This is a genomic window from Hyphomonas sp., assembly GCF_036964145.1.
Taxonomy (GTDB): domain Bacteria; phylum Pseudomonadota; class Alphaproteobacteria; order Caulobacterales; family Hyphomonadaceae; genus Hyphomonas.
The window spans coordinates 291,284-312,076 of the sequence record NZ_JBALUC010000001.1 but is presented as its reverse complement, the minus strand read 5'-3'; the positions used below and the strand labels follow the sequence as shown (position 1 = coordinate 312,076).

Here is a 20,793-nt window from a genome sequence, read left to right as displayed (position 1 = left end):
GATTAACCAAGCGCCGCAAGTCGCTTGGTGATTGCAGAAACTTCGTCAGAAAGCAGTGCGCAATAGACAGCATGATTCGCCGTATCGAACGCTGGCACGCGGACCACGAAATGCGCGATCATGTCCATTGCGACCTGTCCATCCGAAATGATCGTGGTTGGCCGATTGGCCAGGACGCCGTGCACGACTTCATTGCGGTATTCCGCCAGCCGGAGCACGGCGTCGACCTGCCCGCCCGTGGCAGGCAGCTGTTCCGGCGGTGCCAGATAGCGATCCGATCGCGCGCGGCGCAATAACAGGTGGAACGGTGCGACCTTGCTAGGGATTTTCAAATCGGCCGTGTCCTCCACAGAGGCGGTTTCATATCCCGACAAGGCCGCCAGAGTGGCGCATTTCAGCGCCGTTACGAGGCCAACCGCCACCCAGCGCCAGCGCTCGGAATCCTGTTCGACATGGTCGAGCTCTCTCCGGGCAAGTTTGAGCCCCTCCAGAGCCGCCGCGAGGGCGGGGCCGACTTTTTCCGGTGCGTTCATACGTTCGGGTCAGTCGGAGCCAACCGTTTCCGCATCTGGCATTCGAAAATCCCATCCTGTCTCAGCCGCAATATAAGTGAACGCAGCGTACACAGACACATTCTGGCGGAAGTCTTCAGGGTCGATCTTGTCGAACGTGTCATCCGGCGTGTGGTGATAGTCGAAATAATCGCGCCCATCCTGACCAGGGGTTACAACGGGCACCCCTGCCCGGCTCAGCACACCGATATCCGGCCCGCCGCCTGCCGAATTGTCCCCTTCGGACACGCCCAGCGGGGTCAGCACGGACTTGATTGTATCTGCGTACGGGATGGCTCCCTCACCAAAATTGGACTGAAAGCGCCAGATGCGGCCAGCGCCGAAATCGCTTTCCGCCGCAAGCACATGCTGTGCGAGGTCATCGCCATGCCGGCGCGCATAGGCGGCGCCCCCGAACAGGCCGACTTCTTCGGAACCATAGAGAACCACACGGATCGTTCGGCGGGGTTTTCCAGGCAGGTCGGCTATCAGCTTGGCCGCCCCCACGACGATGCCGCATCCGGCGCCGTCATCAATGGCACCTGTGCCGAGATCCCAACTATCGAGGTGGCACCCGATCAGCACGATTTCATCTTTCAGATCGGATCCTTCGACTTCTGCGATGACGTTTCCGGAGGGGGCGGAGTCGGCATATTCAACGCCAATATCCAGATTCACCCGGACGGGTCCGCGCGCCAGTAACCGGGTCAGCTGGTCCGCATCCGGGCCGGACAGGGCGGCCGCTGGCAACGCGCCAAGCGCGCCTTCGCGTGACATGCCGCCCGTATGCGGCATGCGGTGAGGCTGGGTGCCAACCGACCGGATCAGGCAGGCGACGCCGCCCTTGTCCGCTGCGGCCTTCGCACACCCGCTCCGCTTGCGCACGGCGAGGCCATAGCCCGCGCCGTTCTGGGTCTTGTACATATGCTCATCAATGAAGGCGATCTTGCCCGCAAGGCTCGCAGCATCTGCGGCCTTGAGGTCTGACAGGGAGTCGAACCGTACGATCTCCGCCTCCAGACCGCCATCCGGCGTCGCGCGGCTGCCGCCCAGAGCAGTGATGACGAGTTCCTGCGCATTCGGGCCGACCACGCGAGCGGATTCATGTGTGCGGGCCCAGTACGGAATGGTGAAATCCTCGACGCGCGTGACATCGAAGTTCAGTTCCTTCAGCGCGTTCATGGCCCAGACCCGCGCCCGCGCCTCGTCCGGCGAACCCGCCAGCCGCGCACCGACTTCCGTGGTCAGGTCTTCGACAAACTGCAAGCCGACTTCATCGGACAGGGCATCGTCGATCAATTGCTGGGTCGTGGCCGCAATGTCCGGCGACAATTCCGCTTCCTGGGCATGGGCCGACGCGCCGACCAGCACTGCCACTCCCACCAAGACTCCTGCAATTTGCCTGACCTGTTTCATCCGCCTCGTCTCCCGCTGGAATGTGAGGCGCCAGACTACATGTCCCCCCGGCGACATGAACAGCCCTGACGTCTAAAGTTGTTCGGCAATTTGCAGGATCACGTCGAGCGAGGGGCGATTCTTGTACCCTTCTTCGCGCAGCACAGCCCGGATTGTCTCGTCCGTCCCGACGAACATGATGGCCGGATGCGGAATGCCGTAATAGCGCGAACCGGACTTCATCTCCTCATTGAGCAGATTGAACGCCATGATGGCAGCAGAGTCCGGATCCGAGAGAAGCTCGAAACCGAGTCCATTCTTGTCGGCGAATTTCGACAGGATGTCCGGATCGTCATAGGAGATTGCCACAAGCGGCCAGCCCATTTCCGCCAGTTCGCCCGAAATATCGTCGATCTGTTTCAGCTGTTTCTGGCAATAAGGGCACCAGTCCGCCGAGCGGACGAAGGCAATCGCGACCCCCTTCTCTCCCATCACATCGGTCAGGCCCGCCGCCTGACCATTCTGACGCAACAGTTGGACTGCTGGGGCCGATTGGCCAAGCGCCAGACCGATGGCGGGGGTTGGCAGACCCGTCGATGCGCGCGGCGTGTCGGTTGCGTCCTGTGCGCCAGCGGCAGCAGGCAACATGGCCAGGACGGAAGCAAGGGTAAGCGTGCGGATCATGGGACATCTCCTCGGGGTCTGTCGCCCAGCTTTACGCCCGGTCGCGTCGGCTTGCGAGACGAAAACGACGCGGCTCACACAGGCTTGATCGGGCGTGATGAGCTGCGCCGGGCACGCCACTCCTCGGCGGTCTGGCCGTACACGTCCCAAACCATGCCCTCGAAAGGCGGCGGGGTTTCCTGTTTCCGCAGGAAACGACTACCGAGGCGCTCCGCCACGCGCACGGACGCCGTATTCTCGGGCAGGATCGTGTGGATCACCTCACTCCAGTCAAGAATGTCGACCGCATAATCCATTGCGGCGGACGCGCCCTCGGTCGCATATCCCTTCCCCCACGCGGCACGCGCCAGCCCCCAGCCGATCTCGGTGCCCGGCCAGCCACTGGGCCGCCACGGCCCCAACCGGCCGACCCAGTCGCCGGTCGCTTTTTCGATGATCGAAAACATGGAGAAGCCTTCAATCGTCCAAGCGCCCGCCATGCCGCACACAGACCGCCAGGTCAGCTCTGGCCCCTGCACGCCGCCAAGATGGCGCATGACCTCCTCATCGGCGTGGAATGCGTTCCAGGCAGGCAGATCCTCTGCGAGCGGCGGACGCAGGATCAGTCGTTCGGTTTCAATGGTCGGACCAATGGCCATGATGTCCCCTCCGCATGTCACGTACAAAAAAGCCCCGCCTTGCGGGCGGGGCTTCGTTTACCTTTGTTGCGACAGTTCGACTAGTCGCGACCGGACATGATGGCCAGCAGGAACTGGAACATGTTGACGAAGTCCAGATAGAGGCTGAGGGCGCCATAGGTCGTGGCGACAGCCATCGCCCGGGCATTGCCGGCAATCTGGAAGTACATGTTCTTCAGGCGCTGGGTGTCATAGGCGGTCAGGCCAGCGAAAATCAACAGGCCGACCACCGAGATCACCATGTGCATCATGCTGGACTGGAAGATCAGCATGTTCAGGATCGACGCAACGATGATGCCGACGACGCCCATGATCAGGAAGACGCCCCAACCGGACATGTCGCGCTTCGTGGTATAGCCGTAGAGTGACAGGCCGCCGAACGCGATAGCCGTTGTGAGGAAGGCCTTGGAGACCATCAGCATGCCATCAGGCTGGCGGGCATAGACATAGACGATGGCGCCCATGCCGACCCCTATCAGCGAGACAACCGACCAATAGACGAGGTTCGCCGCCGTAGGCGACGGGTTCTTCATGACGAAGCCTGACAGCAGCAGGATCGCCAGCGGAGCAAACATGATGACAAGGCCGATGGGCCCGGTCAGGAGGGTCAGGGTGACGCTTTCCGGCACCAGCGCGCCGAAGGCATAGGCCAATGCTGCCGTCAGCAGCAGGCCAAGCGCCATCTTGTTGTAGACGCCCAGCATGAAGCTGCGCAGACCTTCATTGACCGACATGTCCATCGTCTGGCCAGAGGGCCCCGGCGAATAGGCACGATTGAAGTCATTCATAGGTGTAATACCCTTTCTGGTTGATCGGCGGGGGTTCAAGACCCGCCAAACTGACCCTGAATATGGTGGGGCAAGCCGTCTTTAGCAAGCTAAACCGGTGGCCATGCCTGCGACTCCTCCGGAAGGATGAGGTCAGGCCCCAAACCATTATGGCCAATGCCCGATTGGCAGAACCTGCCATGAAACGTCCTCGCGAGTGCAGGCTGTTGTTCAAAACGCAGTTCCAGCAGAATGATCCGGTCATTTTCTGCTGTAATCCAACGGGTCTAATGGATTGACTTGGAATTACCCAAGGTTAATTTTCGTAATCTGGCGTAATTCCAACAGTGGGGACGCCGAGAACAAAGGGGACAAACATGGCAGACGCTTCTGAATATGCCGACAACATCAAGAAATATGCGAAAGGCTACAATCAGGCCGCTGCAGAGAAAATTGTGGGACGACTGGGGATTGCCTTGCGCAATCGGGACAGTTCCATTGTTGCCTGCAGTAATTCTGGTGAACTCGATCGCATCCGGGAGAAATGGTGCCGCGGCAAGCTGGGCCTGCCTCATACGCAAAGCGAGCTCGATGCAGCCATCAAGGCTGTATGCGACCAGATGAGCGCCGAAGGCGGCTCCAAGTCGCGCGTGACGTTTTACTATTTGCTGGCGGAACATTTCGGCAAGCTCGACGCACTGGCAAGCTGAGACACGCCCGCCCGATACGTTTGATGAAAACCCGGCCGATGTGCCGGGTTTTCTTTTGTCCCGGAAAATAGTTCAAACGAAAACATGTACCGATTGTTTGCCGCCCTCCCCGTCCCTGAAGCGTTTCATCCCGGCCTGGTCGAGACCCAGACAGGCCTGTCCGGCGCGAGTTGGCGACCAGCGGAGAATTTCCACATAACGCTTCGCTTCTTCGGGGACGTCTCACATGCCTCCGCACACGACCTGGATGAATTGCTGGCAGAAATCTCCTGCCCTCCCTTTGAAGTGTCGCTGGAAGGCATGGGCTGGTTCGGCCGGCGTGAGCCGACAGCGGTCTGGGCCCGCGTCCGCGAAAGCGACGCCTTGCGCGCGCTGTCAGCGCAGTGCGAACGGGCCGCCCGCCGCCTCGGCCTGGAACCTGACCGGCGCCCCTTCACGCCGCACGTCACCCTCGCTTATCTGCACGGGACGCTCCTCGACGAGACCCGGGCTTGGGTCGAACGCCACCATGCCTATCGCAGCGGCCCCTTCTGGGCCGAAGGCTTCCATCTGTACTCAAGCCATAGCGGCAAGGGACCGAGCCGGTACGTCGCCGAAGCGGATTATGTATTGGAATGACTGGAACAAGGGGTGGAAATGGTGCCGCTAAGGTGACTTGAACACCTGACCCCCGCATTACGAATGCGATGCTCTACCAGCTGAGCTATAGCGGCACATCCACTTATGAGCCCCGCGTCATACCGATACGGGCCCATTTTCGCAAGACGCTTTTGTAGGTGGTGGCCGGTCGGCTGCAGCGGCCGGGCCTAATCCTCGTCGGCGACATAATCCAACGGCGGCAAGCGCGGCTCGCTCGGCGCCTTCGCAGTGACCAGATCATCTTCTTCATCCGGGGACGGGAGGGCCATGACCCGGCCCGCTTCCAGCTCACGTCCGAAGGATTCGTACCGCGGATGGACGAGGTCTCCGACATCGCCAAAGGCGTAGACCAGCCGGCTCCAATTGCGCTGGGAGAAGTCGAACGCCATGCCCTTGGGGTCGAGATCGGACCAATCCGGCTCGCGCGATGCAGACACCGCCATACGGCCCCAGCGTTCGGCTTCGGATTTATCGCCATATCCCTTCAGGGCCCGCTCCATCAGCAGGCAAAGCCGCGCGGTCGGGTTCTCTTCGACTAGCAGAGCGAGCGCCTTGATCGCGCCGGTCCAGTCGGCGCTGTCCATAGCTAGCTCAGCTTCGAGGATACGGCTTTCCCGATGCGTCGGATTGGTGTTGATGAGCGCTTTCAGGCGCGCCGAGATATTCTCCGGCGTGTCCTGTGGCACCAGTCGGCGTGAGAGCTGGGCCAATGCCGGATGCGGCCGTGCCTTCCAGCCGGTTTCCAGGACACCTTGCGCCGATTTCGTCTTGCCATCGGTCATCAGCTGGCGGGCGCCATGCCAGGCGGCGGGTGAAAAGGCCGGGGCCGAGCGCAGGGCTTCGGCAAGTTCCTTCTGCGCTTCCAGTTTGCGGTCATGCGGCAGGCCAGCAGCCCGCGCCGTATGCAGCACGGCCCGGCGGCGACGCAGGCTGTCGCCCTTTATAAGGCCACGCTTCTCGCCAATCGACAGGGTTTCCAGCGCCTTGACCCATTCGCCCCGCGAAACCTGCAGGTCGAACAGGGAATTGAACGGCCAGTCGGCCGAAGACTTGATACCAAGCGCTTCCCGCGCCCGAACTTCGGCGGTCTGCTGGTCTCCGCGTTCTGCCGCTGCCGAGGCCGAACCACGCAGGCCTGCCAGTTGCCCACCCGGCAGGCGGGTCAGCTGTCCCCAGGCCCGCTCGGCCCCGGCCCAGTCATCATTGGCTTCCGCCGCGCGTGCTTCGAGCAGGAGTTGCAGACGTTCATCATCGGCATGTTTCGCCGCCTTGCGGGCCAGCTTCAACGCCGTATCGGCGTCGCCAGCCTCAGCCGCAAGCAAGCCCTCGGTCAGCGCAGAGTTTGCCTTGCGTGTGCGGGAGACCTGACGGGACTTTCCGATCTTGCCGGGCAGGATGAACAGGCCGCTGAGGATCCACCAGGCAAAGGCGATCACACCGCCCAGTATCAGCATCAGGAAGGCCGCCAGTCCCGACTGGATCGAGATTTCCTGCTCGCCATAGGGAAGGGTCACCGCGCCGGGCAATGACAGCGCCCACCACGCAAAGGAGGCGGCCACTGCAAACAGCAGCAAGATCACGACAAACAGGACAATCCGATTCATGGGTTCCTATTGTTTCCCTTCAAGGAGACGCCGTTGCAAGGCTTCCAGCGCCGCTTCCAGAGTGATGCGCCGGTTTGCCTGCTCGGTCCAGTCAGCCATGGCGTCGGCAGGCGGACCGTCGAGCTGGTTCACCAATTCAAGCGTCGCGGCGAGGTCACCCGTGGCGAGTGTGTCGCTCGCCTTGGCCAGAATGGCATCCGGTTCGCTGTCCTCACCATCCAGCCGCCGAACGCTGACTGCATCCCCAAAGGCCCGGTTCAGCCAGGACAGTCCCGCCTCGGACGCATCAGGTATGGCTGCTTCGGCCTTGGCTCTCGCCGCCTCGAAGGAGGTCTGGAGCTGCGCCACGGTTGGGGCGCCATCGTCAGAAATCGATGTCAATTGGCGCACCGAGGCATCCTCCGGCATGGCTGATCTCAACGTGCGCAATTCGGGGGTAAAGCCCCCTCCCCGGCGCGACGCCGCTTCAATGGCGGAGACCGCTCGCGCCATGTCTGCTGTCTGGGATGCCGCTTCAGCCGCTCCGCGCGCGGCGGCCTCATCCTGGCGCATGCCTTCGATCAGGCCAGCCAATTGTTCGGCGTCACGGCTGTTGGAGAGTTTCGCTTCGTTCAAATCGTCGCGCAATTCGGCAAGTTTGGTCTCGACCTCGATCACGCGCTCGACCTCTACTCCGCCGGGCGCCTCTTCCAGCTGTTCGACCGAGCGAGCGAGCCGATCCAGCCGCGTTTCCAGGCTGGCGACAGCGCGGGAGACATCTTCCGGGCTGACCTCTCCGGACGTATCAATGGATTCCAGCGCGGAGACGCGCTGTTGAAGGTCCTCAAGTGCGGCGCTGTCGACTCCAACAGATGCCCCGCCCTCACGCTTGGCCAATTCATCCATCTCAGTCGCCAGAGCCGACATGCTGGCCTTCAGTCCATCCTTTTCACGGATCGTTCGGGCGAGCCGGATGGACACTTCCTCCTGCCCCGCTTCCATGGCCTTGAGGCGGGTCTCGACCATGCCGGGATTGGTGGAATTGTTTGCCAGGAATCTCGTCCCGGCCATGCCGAGGAGACCGCCCAACCCTGCTGCGAACAGGGAAAGCACGAGCGCACCCAGCCAGCCGGGCCCAACCGACGGGCCGCCCCGGCTGCGCCCCGTCTCTTCCGGAGCGGGCTCGAAATCTGCGTCAATCGGCTCGGAGGAGTCGATCGGGTCGTCTTCCGGTATGGAATCGTCGGTCATCAATCATGTTTCCCTTCAGACGGGAGTTTTGTCCACATTTGCATATAGTCCGGCAGCGATCAAAGCCCTTTGCAGGCCTGCAGCAGTGCCTCCATGAGGGCATCCTCATTGGGCCGCGCCGCCGCGATCACAGCGCGGGCGTTCAGGGATTCCAGAGGGGCAGCGGCGGCTTCCGAAATTGCCACCACAACATTCGTACACATCGGCAGGTCCTCCGAAAGGGCCACGAACGCATGGGCCGCCTTGGCCGAATGGAACAGGATAATAGTGGCCGCTTCAGAGACGAGTGCAGCCTTGGCGTCTTCATCGAAGCCGGACGCCGGAACCGTCTCATAGAGAGCCACGAACCGCGCCTCACGGCCCGCCCCTGTCAGCCGAGCAACAAGGTTTCCGGCTGCGGCTGAGTTCGCGACATGGAGAAAACCACCTTCTACCCCATCCGCAGACAGGATCAGGTCGGACAACTCGTCCGCGTTTCCATCTCCGGCCATGATACGCTGGAAGCCCGCCGCCTTTGCTGCGTCGGTTGTCGCAGGCCCGACACACCATGCCGTCAGGTCGGCCACCTGTTCGTTGATGCCGCCCACGGCCTCCACAAAATAGCGCACGCCATTCGCACTGGTGAAGACGAGATTATAGATGCCGGACAGATCCGGCATCGGCAGGTCGAGCGCTTTCAGCTCCAGCATTGGAGAGGGAATCGCCGTCAGGCCCATTGCCCGCAGCCGCTCTACGGTCTCGGACGCGCCCGGCTCGGCGCGCGTCACGATGACCGGCGGCGTCACCATGCGCTGCCAAAGGCTGGCAGCTCGCCGCCCGCGGCTTCGCGAATTTCGGCGGCAAGGCGGGCGCCGAGCTCAGCCATCTGCGGCAGGGTGGATTTCTTGGCGCAGGATCCACTGGCAGACCATGTCTGCTTGCCGTCGAGTGACAGGACTTCGCCTTTCACGAACCAGGTCTCGCCGATGTCAAAGGTATGCGCGGCAATTGGGGTGCGGCAGCTGCCATCGAGCGCGGCGAGGAAGGCGCGTTCGATATGGGCGGCGGCCTCTGTGGGCGTGTGGTTCATCTTCACAAATGCCTCCGCTGCTTCCTCCGGCAGGTCTTCGCGCGCCACGACCCCGACAATGCCTTGCCCGGCAGCTGGCAGCATGTCTTCCAGCGGGATCGGATGGGCCAGGTGCGCCATGCCCAGCCGCGTCAGACCGGCCATTGCGAGATAGGTGGCATCGGCCAGGCCCTCTTCCAGCTTGCGCATCCTTGTGGCGACATTGCCGCGGAAGGTCACGATCTCGACGTCCGGGCGCAGCGCCAATGTCTGTGCTTCACGGCGTAGTGAAGCTGTTCCGACCCGTGCACCCTGTTTCAATTCGTTCAAATGCGTTGCATGCGGTGACAGAAAGCCTTCACGCGGGTCTTCCCGGTCGGGGAACGCAACGAAACGCTGCCCGCCCGGCAATACGGAGGGCACATCTTTCAGGCTGTGTACCGTGACATCGACTTCACCCCGGTCGAGCGCTGCATCGAGTTCGCGCGTGAACAATCCCTTCCCGCCGGCATCGATCAGGCGTTCGGTCGTCAACTGGTCACCGGACGTGGTGAAGGTGACGATCTCGCCGCGCCACGCGCCGCCCGAATGAATTTCCAGGGCTGCCGCAACCTGTCGGGCCTGGACAAGGGCAAGTGGAGACCCCCGCGTGCCAATGCGCAGGACGCGCTGGTCGCGGCGGGATGTGTTGTCAGGAGAAATACGCGGATCAGTCATCCCACTCACCTAACGCCCTCAAGAGGACTTGCCAATTGACACAGCGCCGCGGAAAGGAATACCAAGTCTTATCGTTATTCGAGAAAAATTTTCCGGAGCCTCTCATGATCAAGCAAACCGCCACCGCGATTGCCCTTGCGCTTGCGCTGACCGCCTGTGGCCAGCCTACGCCCGCCGCCGAACCTGAAAAGCCCGCCGTGACTGCAGAAGAAATGGCAGCCAATGGCGAGCGCCTGAATGCGTGGTTTGACGCGAAATACGAAGAAGAGCTGCAATTCAGCCCCATCGGCCTGACTTTCCTCGGCCGCAAGGACAAGAATGACCAGATCGACTGCTTCACCATCGAATGCCATGAAGAACAACTGGCCTGGCGCGTGGCAGCGACCGAAGAGATGGAAAGCGAGTTCAACTATGACGCGCTCTCCCCGGCCGACCGGATTTCCTATGACATCTGGAAGTACCAGACCGAGCAGGAAGTCGCCGGAGAGGACTATCTCTATAATGGCTACATCTTCGACCAGATGAACGGGCCGCAGGGCTTCATGCCCACCTTCCTGATCAATTTCCATGAGGTGAGTTCCGTTGCAGACCTCGACGCCCTGATTACCCGGATCAGCGAGACCGGCCGGGCCATGAACCAGGCCATTGCCATTGCGCAAGAGTCTGCCTCCCGCGGCGTCCATGCGCCGAAATTTGCCTATGAAGGCGTGATCGACCAGTCGAAGAAGGTCATCACCGGCGCCCCCTTCACCGAAGGCGAAGACAGCGCGCTCTACGCCGATGTGAAATCCGAAATCGCCAAGCTTTCGGAAGCCGGCGAGCTGACCGAAGAAGAGGCCGACGCCAAGCTGGAGCAAGCCCGCGTCGCGCTGGTCGACGATTTCCAGACGGCCTATGAAGCCATTATCGCCTTTGCCGAAGAAGACATGGCGAACTCGCCGGACCCGGACAGCCCGGTTGGCGCCGACACCCAGCCAAATGGCAAGGCTTACTACAACCACCTGCTGGCCACGCAGACCACGACCGACCTGACGGCCGACGAAATCCACGAGATCGGCCTCGCCGAAGTGGCGCGCATCCATGAAGAAATGGAAGCGATCAAGCAGGAAGTCGGCTTTGAAGGCACGCTGCAGGAATTCTTCACCATGCTGCGCGATTCCAAGGATGATGAGCGCTTCTACTATCCGAACACGGATGAGGGGCGTCAGGCCTATATCGATGATGCGACCACGCACATCGAGAACATCAAGGCCAATCTTCCGGAATTCTTCGGCATCCTGCCCAAGGCGGATCTCGTCGTGAAACGGGTCGAACCCTTCCGCGAACAGGATGGCGCGGCGCAGCACTATTATCCGGGCACACCCGATGGCTCGCGGTCCGGTACTTATTACGCCCACCTCTCCGACATGACCGCCATGCCCAAGCGGGAGCTGGAAGTCATCGCCTATCATGAGGGCATTCCGGGCCACCACATGCAGATCTCGATCGCGCAGGAACTGGAAGGCGTGCCGCAATTCCGCACCCAGGCAGGCTTCACGGCCTATATCGAGGGCTGGGCGCTGTATTCCGAATGGCTGGCCACGGAATTCCCGGACACTTATGAAGATCCGTATTCCAATTTCGGTCGCCTCGGCTCCGAAATCTGGCGCGCCATCCGGCTCGTCGTGGATACCGGCATCCACTCCAAGGGCTGGACCGAGGAAGAGGCCGTTCAGTACTTCCTGAACAATACAGCCATCACCGAAGCTCAAGCCCGTTCCGAGATCCAGCGTTACATCGTGATGCCGGGTCAGGCGACCAGCTACAAGATCGGCATGATGAAGATTCAGCAGCTGCGCAAGAAGGCTGAAGACGAGCTTGGCGACAAGTTCGACATCAAGGCCTTCCACGACACGGTCCTCGGCGGCGGCGCCCTGCCGCTGGAAATTCTCGAACGCCGCATCGACCAATGGATCGAGGAAGTGAAAGCGGCCTGATCTGACGACCAGTCTGAGCGTCCATCCGGGCGACGCGAGGGCAGGGCTTGCTTGAGGCAGGCCCTGCCCTACGCTTTTGGGAAGGGAGAAAACGCCATGAACCTCGACTTCAGTCCCGAAACGGAAACTTTTCGCCAAACCGTTCGCGCCTTCTTTGAAACGGACTTTCCGAAGGACATTCTCGAAAAAAACCGCGCCGGTCTCGCGCTGACAACGGCAGAGGTCCGAAAGTCTGAAATGGCGCTCGGCGCGAAAGGCTGGCTCGCCTCCGCCTGGCCCGAGGAATATGGCGGCCCCGGCTGGTCCGTCGAGGAACAATATGTCTTCGACGAGGAATTGGAGCGCGCTGGCGTGCCGACCGTCACGCCCATGGGTGTCGTCTATGTCGGCCCGGTCCTCTACACGTTTGGGTCGGATGCGCAGAAAGAAAAATGGCTGCCCGGCATCCGCGACGGCTCGGTCGGCTGGGCACAGGGTTATTCCGAGCCGGGATCAGGGTCAGACCTCGCCTCCCTCCAGTTCAGCGCAGAGCTGAAAGATGGCACCTACACGCTGAACGGCCACAAGATCTGGACCTCGGCCGCCCAGCATGCCGACTGGATCTTCCTGCTCACGCGCACCTCCAATGAGGGGAAGAAACAGGAAGGCATTACCTTCATCTGTTGCCCCATTGATGCACCGGGCGTCACCGTGAAGCCGATCATCACGATTGATGGCAAACATGTGCTGAACGAGGTCTTCTTCGACAATGTCACCGTGCCCGAAGACTACCGCATCGGCGAGGAGGGCAAGGGCTGGACCTATTCGCAATATCTGCTCGGGTTTGAGCGCACCTCCTATGCCCGCATCGGCGGCAAGCGCGCCATGCTGCGCCATGTCCGGGAGATTGCACAATCCCTCCCCGAGAGCGGAAATTACCGGCTGATCGATGATCCGGGGTTTTCCCGGAAGCTAACCGAGGCAGAGATGGCCGTCGATGGTTTGGAGATGACTGTCTTCCGCATCCTCTCCGCGCTCTCCGCAGGCGGATCACCGGGCGACGCCGCCTCGACAGTGAAGATCCTGGCCACCACGACCCACCAGCAGATCACCGAACTCATGCTGGATGCGGTCGGCCATTTCGGCCAGGCCTTTGGCAAAAGCGGCGACTTGCCCGGCAGCCTGCCGGCTTATGCCGCGCCGGATGTGGCAGCCTATTTCGGCGGACGGGCACAATCGATCTATGGCGGGACGAACGAGATCCAGCGCAACATCATCGCGAAGAAGGTGCTCGGCCTCTAGCGTGCGCGACGATCAGAAATCGTAGGCAATGCCCTTGCGTTCCCAATCGCCATACCGGGTGGGCTCGATCTTTCGAGGCCCGCCACGCTCGTCTTCCGGCAGGTCGGCCACGTCTTCGGCGGTCTCGATCCGTCTTGCATCGGCCTCTTCCAGCGCACGACGCGCCTCGGGCGACAGCGCCTTGCGGCGCTCGATTTCGGCTGCGTCGGGAAAGTCCGGTGTGCTCATCTGCACTCCCCATTTCGTTAATAATCCCCATATAGGTTCGTGGGGAATTTAACCATCCCCAAGACTGAAACCACTGGAGACGTGTCACCCATGGGTACCGCAAAAACCTTCATGTTACTGGCTGCGCTGACCGCGCTGTTCATGGCGGTCGGCTATCTGATCGGGGGCGTTCCCGGTATGGCAATCGCCTTTTTTGTGGCCGCTGGCATGAATATTTTCTCGTGGTGGAATGCCGACAAGATCGTGTTGCGCATGCAGGGCGCAAAAGAGATCACGCCGGAAACCTCCTCCCCCATGCTGCGCACATTCGCTGGCGATGTTGCCCGCATGGCAGAGCGTGCCGGCCTGCCCGCGCCGCGCGTCTACATCATCGAGACACCACAACCGAACGCCTTCGCAACCGGCCGCAACCCGGAGCACGCCGCTGTGGCCGCGACGTCCGGCCTGCTCGGCTCATTGTCACGCGAGGAAGTCGCGGGTGTCATGGCCCACGAGCTGGCGCATGTGCAGAACCGCGACACGCTGACCATGACCGTCACCGCGACGATTGCCGGTGCCATCGGCATGCTGGCGAATTTCGCGCTGTTCTTTGGACGCGAACGCGCTGGCCTGATCGGTTCCATCGCCATCATGATCTTTGCGCCCATGGCCGCCGCCTTGGTCCAGATGGCGATCAGTCGTTCACGTGAGTACGAAGCCGACAAGCGCGGCGCCGAGATTTGCGGCAACCCGCTCTGGCTCGCCTCGGCGCTGCAAAAAATCGAACGCGGTGCCCGCGCCTCGGTCAACATGGCGGCCGAGCGCAACCCCGCCATGGCGCACATGTATATCGCCAATCCGCTGAACGGTCGGGGCGCCGACAATCTGTTCTCCACCCATCCTGCGACAGCCAACCGGATCGAGGCCCTGCGCCGCATGGCCGCCGATATGGGCGTAAGCTCCGAGACCGCCGACGCGCCACGCCGGCAAGCTGGCCCGTGGGGTTGAGCGTGGGACCGACCGAAAGCCTGACCTCATGAGCGGAGCCCTGCCCCGGCGCGCGGCCGCCGAATTGCTGATGCTGGCGCTGGAAAGCCGCCGCACGCTGGACGAGGCCATGGTCAAGTCCGATAGCTTCAACGACCTCGAAGGCCCGGATCGGGGCTTTGCCCGCTTGATGGCAAGTGCTGTCCTCCGCGAGCTCGGCCGTATTGATGCCGGTCTCGCCCCTCTGCTCTCTCGCCCGCTGGAGGCCACCAGCCCTGCCATTCGCGCTTTGCTGCGCGTTGGCGTGGTACAGCTGTGGCGGCTGGAAACCCCGCCGCATGCCGCCGTGTCCGAGACGGTCGAAGCGGCCAAGGGCTGGCCGGATGCGCGCTCCGGCGGCAGTTTCCTGAACGCCGTCCTGCGCCGCGCTACAGAGTCCCCGCCTGATCTCGATGCGATGCCCGCGACCCTGGTCTGGCCCGACTGGCTGGCGGAGCGGTTTACGAACGATCTGGGAGCCGAAGGCGCAGAGCAACTCGCCGCGCATCAACTGCACGAACCGCCCATCTTCCTGTCCGCAAGATCCGATCCGGCTCAGGTCGCTGAGGCCACCGGCGGCGACCTGCTGCCCACCGGCTCCATCCGTCTGGACAGCGCCAACATCGAAGCGCTACCCGGCTATGAAACGGGCGAATGGTGGGTTCAGGACGCCGCCGCAGCGCTGCCTGCAAAACTTCTCGCCGCAACCGAAATGGACCGAATTGTCGATTTGTGCGCCGCGCCGGGCGGAAAGACACTCCAACTCGCCGCAACCGGCGCGAATGTCACCGCCGTCGATCGCTCGAAACCGAGACTCGAACGGCTGAGGGAAAACCTCGCCCGGACGGAACTGTCTGCAAATATTGTTGCGGCCAATGCGGATGAATGGCGCCCGGAGACGCCGGTCTCGAAACTGCTACTGGACGCTCCCTGCTCCGCGCTGGGAACGTTGCGCCGCCATCCGGAAGGCGCGTGGATCAAGCGCGAGACGGAAATCGACCGGTTCCCGGCAGCTCAGGCCCGCCTGCTTGCGGCCGCCGCCGAGATGGTCAGTCCCGGCGGGACGGTCGTCTATTGCGTCTGCACCCCGCTCAAATCGGAAGGGCTGGAGATTGTCGATCAGGCGATCACCGACGGGCTCTATACGCGCCAGCCTGTGGTGGAAGCGGAAATCCCCGGTTTCGCCGACTGCCTGACAGCTGAAGGCGACTTGCTGACGCTGCCAAAGGGCGATGCAGGCCATGACGCCTTCTACATTGCGCGCCTGCAGCGGACTTGATCAGTTTCAAGTCGGCCATGGTTTTCAAAGCTTAAACAGACTTGCCACAAAAAGGTCTCGCTGAGTTCATCTGCCATTCAGGGCCAATTGTGCAATGATGACCCATCTAATGTGCAGGGAGCACTCACTATGATTACCGAATTTTCTCCCCGGAAAGTTGCCGTGGGCGCCTTTGCCGCTCTCACGCTGGCGCTTGCCGGTTGTGCAAACAGTTACGGCGCCGGCACGGCGACACCCGGAGCGGTTGGCCAAGCCTCCACGGTCTATCACGGCACGGTAACTTCCGTGCGTGCGGTGACCATCCAGTCAGACCGGTCCCTGATCGGTACGGCCACAGGCGCTGTCCTTGGGGGTCTCGCAGGCTCCGAACTCGGCGGCGGTGACAAGGCCCAGACGGCGGGCGCCATTGGCGGCGCGGTAATCGGCGGCATCGCCGGCAACGAGGCCGGGAAAGCTGTCGGCAAGAAACAGGGCTATGCCTATATCGTCCGCTTTTCCACGGGCGACGTGAAGGAAATCATTCAGGGCGCGGACGTCTACATCGCGCCAGGTACACCGGTAGATATCATCGCGGGTGCCGATGGCTGGAAACTGGTTCCAGCTGGCGGCTACTAGGGCTGATTGCTACACTTTCGGACAGCCGGCCATCTTGTGTGGCCGGCTGTTCCAGCTTAGGGAATGCACATGCGAAACGTGCTGATTTCCCCCTCGATTCTCTCTGCAGATTTCTCCCGCCTGGGCGAGGAAATTGCCGCCATCGACCATGCCGGCGCAGACATGATCCATATCGACGTGATGGATGGCCATTTTGTGCCAAACCTGACCTTTGGTCCGCCCGTGATCGAGAAACTGCGCAAATGCACCGACAAGCCCTTCGACGTGCACCTGATGATCGCCCCGGTTGACCCGTTCATTGCGGCCTTCGCCAAGGCCGGCGCGAATATCCTGACCGTCCACCCCGAAGCCGGTCCGCACATTCATCGCACGGTGCAGGCGATTCGCGCGGCAGGCATGAAGCCCGGCATTGCCCTCAATCCGGGCACGCCTGCCAGCATTGTGGAGCCGGTTCTGGACGATATCGATCTGATCCTGGTCATGTCGGTGAATCCCGGCTTTGGCGGACAGGCCTTTATCGACAGCCAGTTACGCAAGGTCGAACAGCTGCGCCAGATGATCGATTCGACTGGTAGGGACATCATTCTGGAGATTGATGGCGGCCTCAATTCGGAGACTGCCCCAAAAGCCATCGCTGCTGGTGTAAATGCGATTGTCGCCGGATCAGCCGTTTTCAAGGGCGGCGCATCAGCTTATGCTGATAATATCAGGTCGCTCAAACCGACCTTAACGGTATAGTTCTTGACGGAATGGACGGTGAACGTGGGAGGCGGAGATAGCGAAATCCTTGCTGACCGCACGAGAACCGGCGCAGATGATGCCGCTCTCTGGCGAAGGTTCCGTGGAGCTTGCGGCGACGACGCCAAAGTCGGCGTACTGCAGCGCCTGAAGCTGTCGGGCCCGATCCCGGAGGCATTCTCACACCATCTGAACCGCCTTGTACCCACCGATGACCGGCGCGGCGAAGCGTTGATGCAGGACATCTGGCGTATCGGCATGGAACGGCTGACGCTCGCCCCCGGACAGCCGCCTTGGTCCAGCCCCCTGCCCTCCAAGCATTTTGCAGACCGACTGCACCGATTCTCCTGGCTTCCGGACCTGTTCGATCAGGGGGAACGCGGCGCAGAGCGTGCCATTCGCTTCGTCGACGACTGGATCGAGACACATGGCGGCTTCAATGGTTTCTCGTGGCGGCTGGCCCCGACGAGCGTTCGCTGCTGGAACTGGATGATCTGCGGCCGCGACCTGTTTGAAACCGGTTCTGAAGAGGCCCGCCAAATCCGGCTCGAATGCCTGGTACGCCAGATACGCTACCTGTCTGACCAGGTGGACGCCGCAACCGATCCAAAGGCGCGCTGGTATGGTGCGGTGACAATCGTCGCGGGGGCGCTGTGCATCGACCGCGCCATGAGCCTCGACACGGCGCTCGCACGCCTGGACGCCGAATGCACGGCGCAAATCCTGCCCGATGGCGGCCATGTCAGCCGCAGTCCCTCACGCAATTTGCGCGCCCTGGTCCACTTGCTCACCCTTCAGGATCTCTTCCGCCATGCCGGCCATCCGGAACCGGACTTTTTCGAAAAATGGATTCCGCGCATGGGCGCGATGGTCGCCTTCTTCCAGGCTGGCGACGGCGCGCTCAATCCATTCAATGACGGGGACGAAGCCCGACCGGAAGTGGTCGAGGCGGCCCTGTCGCTGCTGCCCGTCCCGCCGCGCCGGTTCACCTTTGCGCCCAAATCAGGCTTCCAGAAGCTTGAGAAAAATGGCCTGCGTCTGGTTCTTGATTGCGGCGAAGCCCCGGAACGCCCCTTCAGTGATTTCGCCCATGCTGGCGCGCTGGGCTTTGAATTGTCCGATGGGCCCTGCCGCCTTGTGACCTCCTGTGGGTACAGCGCAGAGGTCAATGTGGACTGGCAGGCGGCCGTCCGGCGGACCGGCGCACATTCAACGCTGATATTGGCCGGGCGAGATTCCTCGACCTTTTCCCTCAATGAGGAATCGCGGCTGCTGTCTGCGCAGGGCCCTGAAGGCATATCGGCCAAACGCCTCGAAGAAGCCGACGAAATCTGGCTCGATGCGCAGCATGGCGGCTACAAGGCACCCTGCGGTTTGTTGCACCGGCGGCGCCTCTTCATTTCAGGCGATGGCCAACGGCTTACCGGCGAAGATTCCCTTGTCAGACCCATTTCCCAGCCCCCTTCGGATGACCGGAAGTTCATTGGCTTTGAAATCCGCTTTCATCTACATCCTACGGTCACAGCTATCATGGGCCGCGACGCCATTCGTCTGGTGTGTGACGATGGCACAGTCTGGAAATTCAAGACCAGCCACGAAGGTGCGCGCCTTGAACGTACAGTTTATCTTGCACGCGGTGTGGTTGAAAGACCGGAGCAAATCGTTATGGCTGGTTTTGCAGATCCTAACGGGGACGGACAACAGCCGCCGAATTGTATTCGCTGGGCATTTCTGAAGGAAAGATCCGCATGACGCCAAAACAGGCCGCGCGACGCGCTATGACGCTGACACTCGGATTCGATATCAGTGTTGCGATTTTTGCCATGGCGTTCTCCGGATTGCTTGTCTGGTCGTCCGAGTCCTCTCGAGGGGACCTGCCCTTGAATTCGATCGCCATCAGCACGGTGTTCTTTGCAGCCGCAGTTACCGCATCCTTTCTTGTGCTGGGCATACAGAAGCAGGTGTGGCGCCATATGGGGTGGCCCGACGCGGTGCGGATTTTCCAGGCGATCTGCCTCGCCGCGCTGATCTACCTGCCGGTTATGCTGATGCTGAACGGCCTGTTGGCCACACCTTTCGCGACACTCAGTGTCGCACTCACCCTTTGGGCCCTCGGCCTGTTTGCCGGTCGGATGTTCGCCCTCTCGCGCACGACTCACGAGCCTTTCCAGATTTTCAGCCCGGTCGCCAAGAATGGGCAACCTGTCTTGCTGGTCGGTGATTCGAAAAGCTGCGTTCAAGTTATCCGCCGTATTCAGTCTTCGGCCCAAAGCAGCAAGATTCGCTTGCTCGGCATGGTCGACGTGGAAGAAACCGAACCCGGCCGCGCGATTCGCGGCATTCCAATTCTCGGCTCCCTTGATGAGTTGGGGGGGCTGATTGAAGTACTGACCGTTCGCTACAAGCAGACGCCCTGGGTCGCTGTCACAGGCGCGGCACGCAAGCGCGAGACGACCATTCGGGTGCTTGAGACGGCCTCCAATCATGGCGCTGAAATCATGGCGCTGAACCGGGATGAGACGGCACAAGTGCTCGAGCCGGTCCGTCCGTCCGACCTTCTCTCGCGCCCGGAACGCCACCTCTGTATCGAACCGGTTCGCAATCTCCTGAGTGGCGCCAATGTCTTGGTGTCCGGCGGCGGTGGGACGATCGGCTCCGAACTTACCCGTCAGGTTGCCCGGCTCGATCCAGCCTCGATCACCGTCCTCGATGCGTCCGAATACAATCTCTATTCGATTGACATGGAACTGGCCGGCATGCTGCCGCCAAAGCGGCATACAGCCCGACTTGGCGATGTGCGCGACATCAACCGCGTGCGCGACGTGTTTACCCGCGCCAAACCGGATGTCGTCATTCATGCGGCGGCGCTGAAGCACGTCCCCCTGATGGAGCGCAATATCTGCGAAGCCATCCTGACCAATGTGGCAGGAGCCGTGAATGCGGCGCAATCTGCCGCAACCGTTGGCGCAAAAAGCTTCGTATTCATTTCCACGGACAAGGCTGTGGATCCGGATAATGTCATGGGCGCCACCAAGCGCCTTGCAGAGATGGCGGTATCCCGCATTGCGGCGCAGACCGGCATGGCCGCCTCCATTGTCCGGTTCGGCAATGTGCTCGGCTCCTCCGGATCGGTCGTGCCCCTGTTCGAGCGCCAGATCGCGGCTGGGGGTCCGGTCACCCTCACCGACCCTGGCGTGACCCGCTACTTCATGACGGTGGAAGAAGCCTCCTCGCTCGTCCTGCAATCTGCGGCCCTTCAGGATCGCACATCCGAGACAGGCCTCTATGTGCTGGACATGGGCGAGCCGATGCCGATCCTGCAACTGGCCGAAACCATGATCCGCATGAAGGGCCTCGTTCCGGGGGTCGACATCAAGATCACCACGACCGGCTTGCGCGAAGGCGAAAAAATGCACGAAGTGCTGACCTATGAACATGAAGCCGTTGTCCCCACCAAGGTGGACGGCATCTGGCAGGTCGACAATTTGCACGCGCCCTCCGAACTGTTCGAAAAGCGGCTCGTGGAACTGATTGAGGCGGCATCCCGGCGCGAACGGTCCGAAGCGCTGCGCCTGCTGGGCGTTCTGGTTCCGGAATATGCAAGCGAACGCGCCGAAAAGGCGCGGCGCTGGAGCGCTTGACGCAAGCG

Annotated in this window: 20 protein-coding genes and 1 tRNA gene; 10 read left to right on the top strand and 11 right to left on the bottom strand. The window is 61.7% G+C overall.

Going from position 1 to position 20,793, the window contains the following annotated elements:
* Positions 1-2: 2 nt before the first annotated feature.
* The 5 genes from V7660_RS01605 to V7660_RS01585 form a co-directional block, all read right to left on the bottom strand.
* A complete protein-coding gene (locus V7660_RS01605; protein WP_335601371.1) occupies positions 3-533 on the bottom strand; it encodes a hypothetical protein in 531 nt (176 codons plus the stop codon).
* 9 nt (positions 534-542) lie between these two features.
* A complete protein-coding gene (locus tag V7660_RS01600; RefSeq protein ID WP_335601370.1) occupies positions 543-1,967 on the bottom strand; it encodes a M28 family peptidase in 1,425 nt (474 codons plus the stop codon).
* A gap of 72 nt (positions 1,968-2,039) precedes the next feature.
* Entirely contained in the window at positions 2,040-2,630 is a 591-nt protein-coding gene (locus V7660_RS01595) for a peroxiredoxin family protein (protein ID WP_335601369.1), read from the bottom strand.
* A 74-nt stretch (positions 2,631-2,704) separates the two neighbouring features.
* On the bottom strand, positions 2,705-3,268 hold the full coding sequence (locus V7660_RS01590; protein WP_335601368.1) for a GNAT family N-acetyltransferase: 564 nt from the start codon (positions 3,266-3,268) through the stop codon (positions 2,705-2,707).
* Between the two features lie 80 nt (positions 3,269-3,348).
* Positions 3,349-4,095 carry a Bax inhibitor-1/YccA family protein gene (locus V7660_RS01585; protein ID WP_335601367.1) on the bottom strand — a complete coding sequence of 249 codons (747 nt, stop codon included), beginning with the start codon at positions 4,093-4,095 and terminating at the stop codon, positions 3,349-3,351.
* A gap of 356 nt (positions 4,096-4,451) precedes the next feature.
* On the opposite strand from V7660_RS01585, the gene V7660_RS01580 reads away from it, so the two are divergent.
* Together V7660_RS01580 and thpR are read left to right on the top strand one after the other, a co-directional pair.
* Positions 4,452-4,784, top strand: a complete 333-nt coding sequence (locus tag V7660_RS01580) for a DUF2853 family protein (RefSeq protein WP_335601366.1) — start codon at positions 4,452-4,454, stop codon at positions 4,782-4,784.
* An 84-nt stretch (positions 4,785-4,868) separates the two neighbouring features.
* Positions 4,869-5,402 carry an RNA 2',3'-cyclic phosphodiesterase gene (gene thpR, locus V7660_RS01575; RefSeq protein ID WP_335601365.1) on the top strand — a complete coding sequence of 178 codons (534 nt, stop codon included), beginning with the start codon at positions 4,869-4,871 and terminating at the stop codon, positions 5,400-5,402.
* A 19-nt stretch (positions 5,403-5,421) separates the two neighbouring features.
* Here thpR and V7660_RS01570 read toward each other — a convergent pair.
* The 5 genes from V7660_RS01570 to hemC form a co-directional block, all read right to left on the bottom strand.
* Positions 5,422-5,497 (bottom strand) — tRNA-Thr (locus tag V7660_RS01570).
* A 93-nt stretch (positions 5,498-5,590) separates the two neighbouring features.
* Positions 5,591-7,027, bottom strand: a complete 1,437-nt coding sequence (locus V7660_RS01565) for a heme biosynthesis protein HemY (RefSeq protein ID WP_335601364.1) — start codon at positions 7,025-7,027, stop codon at positions 5,591-5,593.
* A 6-nt stretch (positions 7,028-7,033) separates the two neighbouring features.
* Positions 7,034-8,257 (bottom strand): COG4223 family protein, encoded by a 1,224-nt coding sequence (locus V7660_RS01560; RefSeq protein WP_335601363.1) that lies wholly within the window; start codon positions 8,255-8,257, stop codon positions 7,034-7,036.
* Between the two features lie 59 nt (positions 8,258-8,316).
* Positions 8,317-9,045 carry a uroporphyrinogen-III synthase gene (locus tag V7660_RS01555; RefSeq protein ID WP_335601362.1) on the bottom strand — a complete coding sequence of 243 codons (729 nt, stop codon included), beginning with the start codon at positions 9,043-9,045 and terminating at the stop codon, positions 8,317-8,319.
* Positions 9,039-10,022, bottom strand: coding sequence for a hydroxymethylbilane synthase (gene hemC / locus V7660_RS01550; protein WP_335601361.1), 984 nt, complete (start codon positions 10,020-10,022; stop codon positions 9,039-9,041). The genes V7660_RS01555 and hemC overlap by 7 nt, the downstream gene beginning before the upstream one ends.
* 104 nt (positions 10,023-10,126) lie before the next feature.
* Between hemC and V7660_RS01545 the strand changes: the two genes are divergently transcribed.
* Positions 10,127-11,998 carry a DUF885 domain-containing protein gene (locus V7660_RS01545; RefSeq protein ID WP_335601360.1) on the top strand — a complete coding sequence of 624 codons (1,872 nt, stop codon included), beginning with the start codon at positions 10,127-10,129 and terminating at the stop codon, positions 11,996-11,998.
* Between the two features lie 96 nt (positions 11,999-12,094).
* Positions 12,095-13,279 carry an acyl-CoA dehydrogenase family protein gene (locus V7660_RS01540; protein WP_335601359.1) on the top strand — a complete coding sequence of 395 codons (1,185 nt, stop codon included), beginning with the start codon at positions 12,095-12,097 and terminating at the stop codon, positions 13,277-13,279.
* A gap of 12 nt (positions 13,280-13,291) precedes the next feature.
* On the opposite strand, the gene V7660_RS01535 is transcribed toward V7660_RS01540, so the two are convergent.
* Positions 13,292-13,507, bottom strand: a complete 216-nt coding sequence (locus V7660_RS01535; RefSeq protein ID WP_335601358.1) for a DUF1674 domain-containing protein — start codon at positions 13,505-13,507, stop codon at positions 13,292-13,294.
* Between the two features lie 90 nt (positions 13,508-13,597).
* Here V7660_RS01535 and htpX point away from each other — a divergent pair, with 90 nt between their 5' ends.
* From htpX to V7660_RS01505, 6 genes are all read left to right on the top strand, one after another.
* Positions 13,598-14,494, top strand: coding sequence for a zinc metalloprotease HtpX (gene htpX / locus V7660_RS01530; protein WP_335601357.1), 897 nt, complete (start codon positions 13,598-13,600; stop codon positions 14,492-14,494).
* A gap of 28 nt (positions 14,495-14,522) precedes the next feature.
* On the top strand, positions 14,523-15,791 hold the full coding sequence (locus tag V7660_RS01525) for an RsmB/NOP family class I SAM-dependent RNA methyltransferase (RefSeq protein WP_335601356.1): 1,269 nt from the start codon (positions 14,523-14,525) through the stop codon (positions 15,789-15,791).
* Positions 15,792-15,920: 129 nt separating this feature from the next.
* Positions 15,921-16,406: a glycine zipper 2TM domain-containing protein gene (locus V7660_RS01520; RefSeq protein ID WP_335601355.1), complete on the top strand. Its 486-nt coding sequence runs from the start codon at positions 15,921-15,923 to the stop codon at positions 16,404-16,406.
* 69 nt (positions 16,407-16,475) lie between these two features.
* The gene (gene rpe / locus V7660_RS01515) at positions 16,476-17,144 is read left to right on the top strand and encodes a ribulose-phosphate 3-epimerase (RefSeq protein WP_335601354.1); all 669 of its coding nucleotides are present in this window, start codon (positions 16,476-16,478) and stop codon (positions 17,142-17,144) included.
* 3 nt (positions 17,145-17,147) lie between these two features.
* Positions 17,148-18,896 (top strand): heparinase II/III family protein, encoded by a 1,749-nt coding sequence (locus V7660_RS01510; protein ID WP_335601353.1) that lies wholly within the window; start codon positions 17,148-17,150, stop codon positions 18,894-18,896.
* Entirely contained in the window at positions 18,893-20,785 is a 1,893-nt protein-coding gene (locus V7660_RS01505) for a nucleoside-diphosphate sugar epimerase/dehydratase (RefSeq protein ID WP_335601352.1), read from the top strand. The genes V7660_RS01510 and V7660_RS01505 overlap by 4 nt, the downstream gene beginning before the upstream one ends.
* Positions 20,786-20,793 lie beyond the last annotated feature (8 nt).

Coding starts and splice junctions, on each gene's coding strand:
- V7660_RS01605 (WP_335601371.1), bottom strand. CDS start 533: ATGAACGCACCGGAAAAAGTCGGCCCCGCCCTCGCGGCGGCTCTGGAG.
- V7660_RS01600 (WP_335601370.1), bottom strand. CDS start 1,967: ATGAAACAGGTCAGGCAAATTGCAGGAGTCTTGGTGGGAGTGGCAGTG.
- V7660_RS01595 (WP_335601369.1), bottom strand. CDS start 2,630: ATGATCCGCACGCTTACCCTTGCTTCCGTCCTGGCCATGTTGCCTGCT.
- V7660_RS01590 (WP_335601368.1), bottom strand. CDS start 3,268: ATGGCCATTGGTCCGACCATTGAAACCGAACGACTGATCCTGCGTCCG.
- V7660_RS01585 (WP_335601367.1), bottom strand. CDS start 4,095: ATGAATGACTTCAATCGTGCCTATTCGCCGGGGCCCTCTGGCCAGACG.
- V7660_RS01580 (WP_335601366.1), top strand. CDS start 4,452: ATGGCAGACGCTTCTGAATATGCCGACAACATCAAGAAATATGCGAAA.
- thpR (WP_335601365.1), top strand. CDS start 4,869: ATGTACCGATTGTTTGCCGCCCTCCCCGTCCCTGAAGCGTTTCATCCC.
- V7660_RS01565 (WP_335601364.1), bottom strand. CDS start 7,027: ATGAATCGGATTGTCCTGTTTGTCGTGATCTTGCTGCTGTTTGCAGTG.
- V7660_RS01560 (WP_335601363.1), bottom strand. CDS start 8,257: ATGACCGACGATTCCATACCGGAAGACGACCCGATCGACTCCTCCGAG.
- V7660_RS01555 (WP_335601362.1), bottom strand. CDS start 9,045: ATGGTGACGCCGCCGGTCATCGTGACGCGCGCCGAGCCGGGCGCGTCC.
- hemC (WP_335601361.1), bottom strand. CDS start 10,022: ATGACTGATCCGCGTATTTCTCCTGACAACACATCCCGCCGCGACCAG.
- V7660_RS01545 (WP_335601360.1), top strand. CDS start 10,127: ATGATCAAGCAAACCGCCACCGCGATTGCCCTTGCGCTTGCGCTGACC.
- V7660_RS01540 (WP_335601359.1), top strand. CDS start 12,095: ATGAACCTCGACTTCAGTCCCGAAACGGAAACTTTTCGCCAAACCGTT.
- V7660_RS01535 (WP_335601358.1), bottom strand. CDS start 13,507: ATGAGCACACCGGACTTTCCCGACGCAGCCGAAATCGAGCGCCGCAAG.
- htpX (WP_335601357.1), top strand. CDS start 13,598: ATGGGTACCGCAAAAACCTTCATGTTACTGGCTGCGCTGACCGCGCTG.
- V7660_RS01525 (WP_335601356.1), top strand. CDS start 14,523: ATGAGCGGAGCCCTGCCCCGGCGCGCGGCCGCCGAATTGCTGATGCTG.
- V7660_RS01520 (WP_335601355.1), top strand. CDS start 15,921: ATGATTACCGAATTTTCTCCCCGGAAAGTTGCCGTGGGCGCCTTTGCC.
- rpe (WP_335601354.1), top strand. CDS start 16,476: ATGCGAAACGTGCTGATTTCCCCCTCGATTCTCTCTGCAGATTTCTCC.
- V7660_RS01505 (WP_335601352.1), top strand. CDS start 18,893: ATGACGCCAAAACAGGCCGCGCGACGCGCTATGACGCTGACACTCGGA.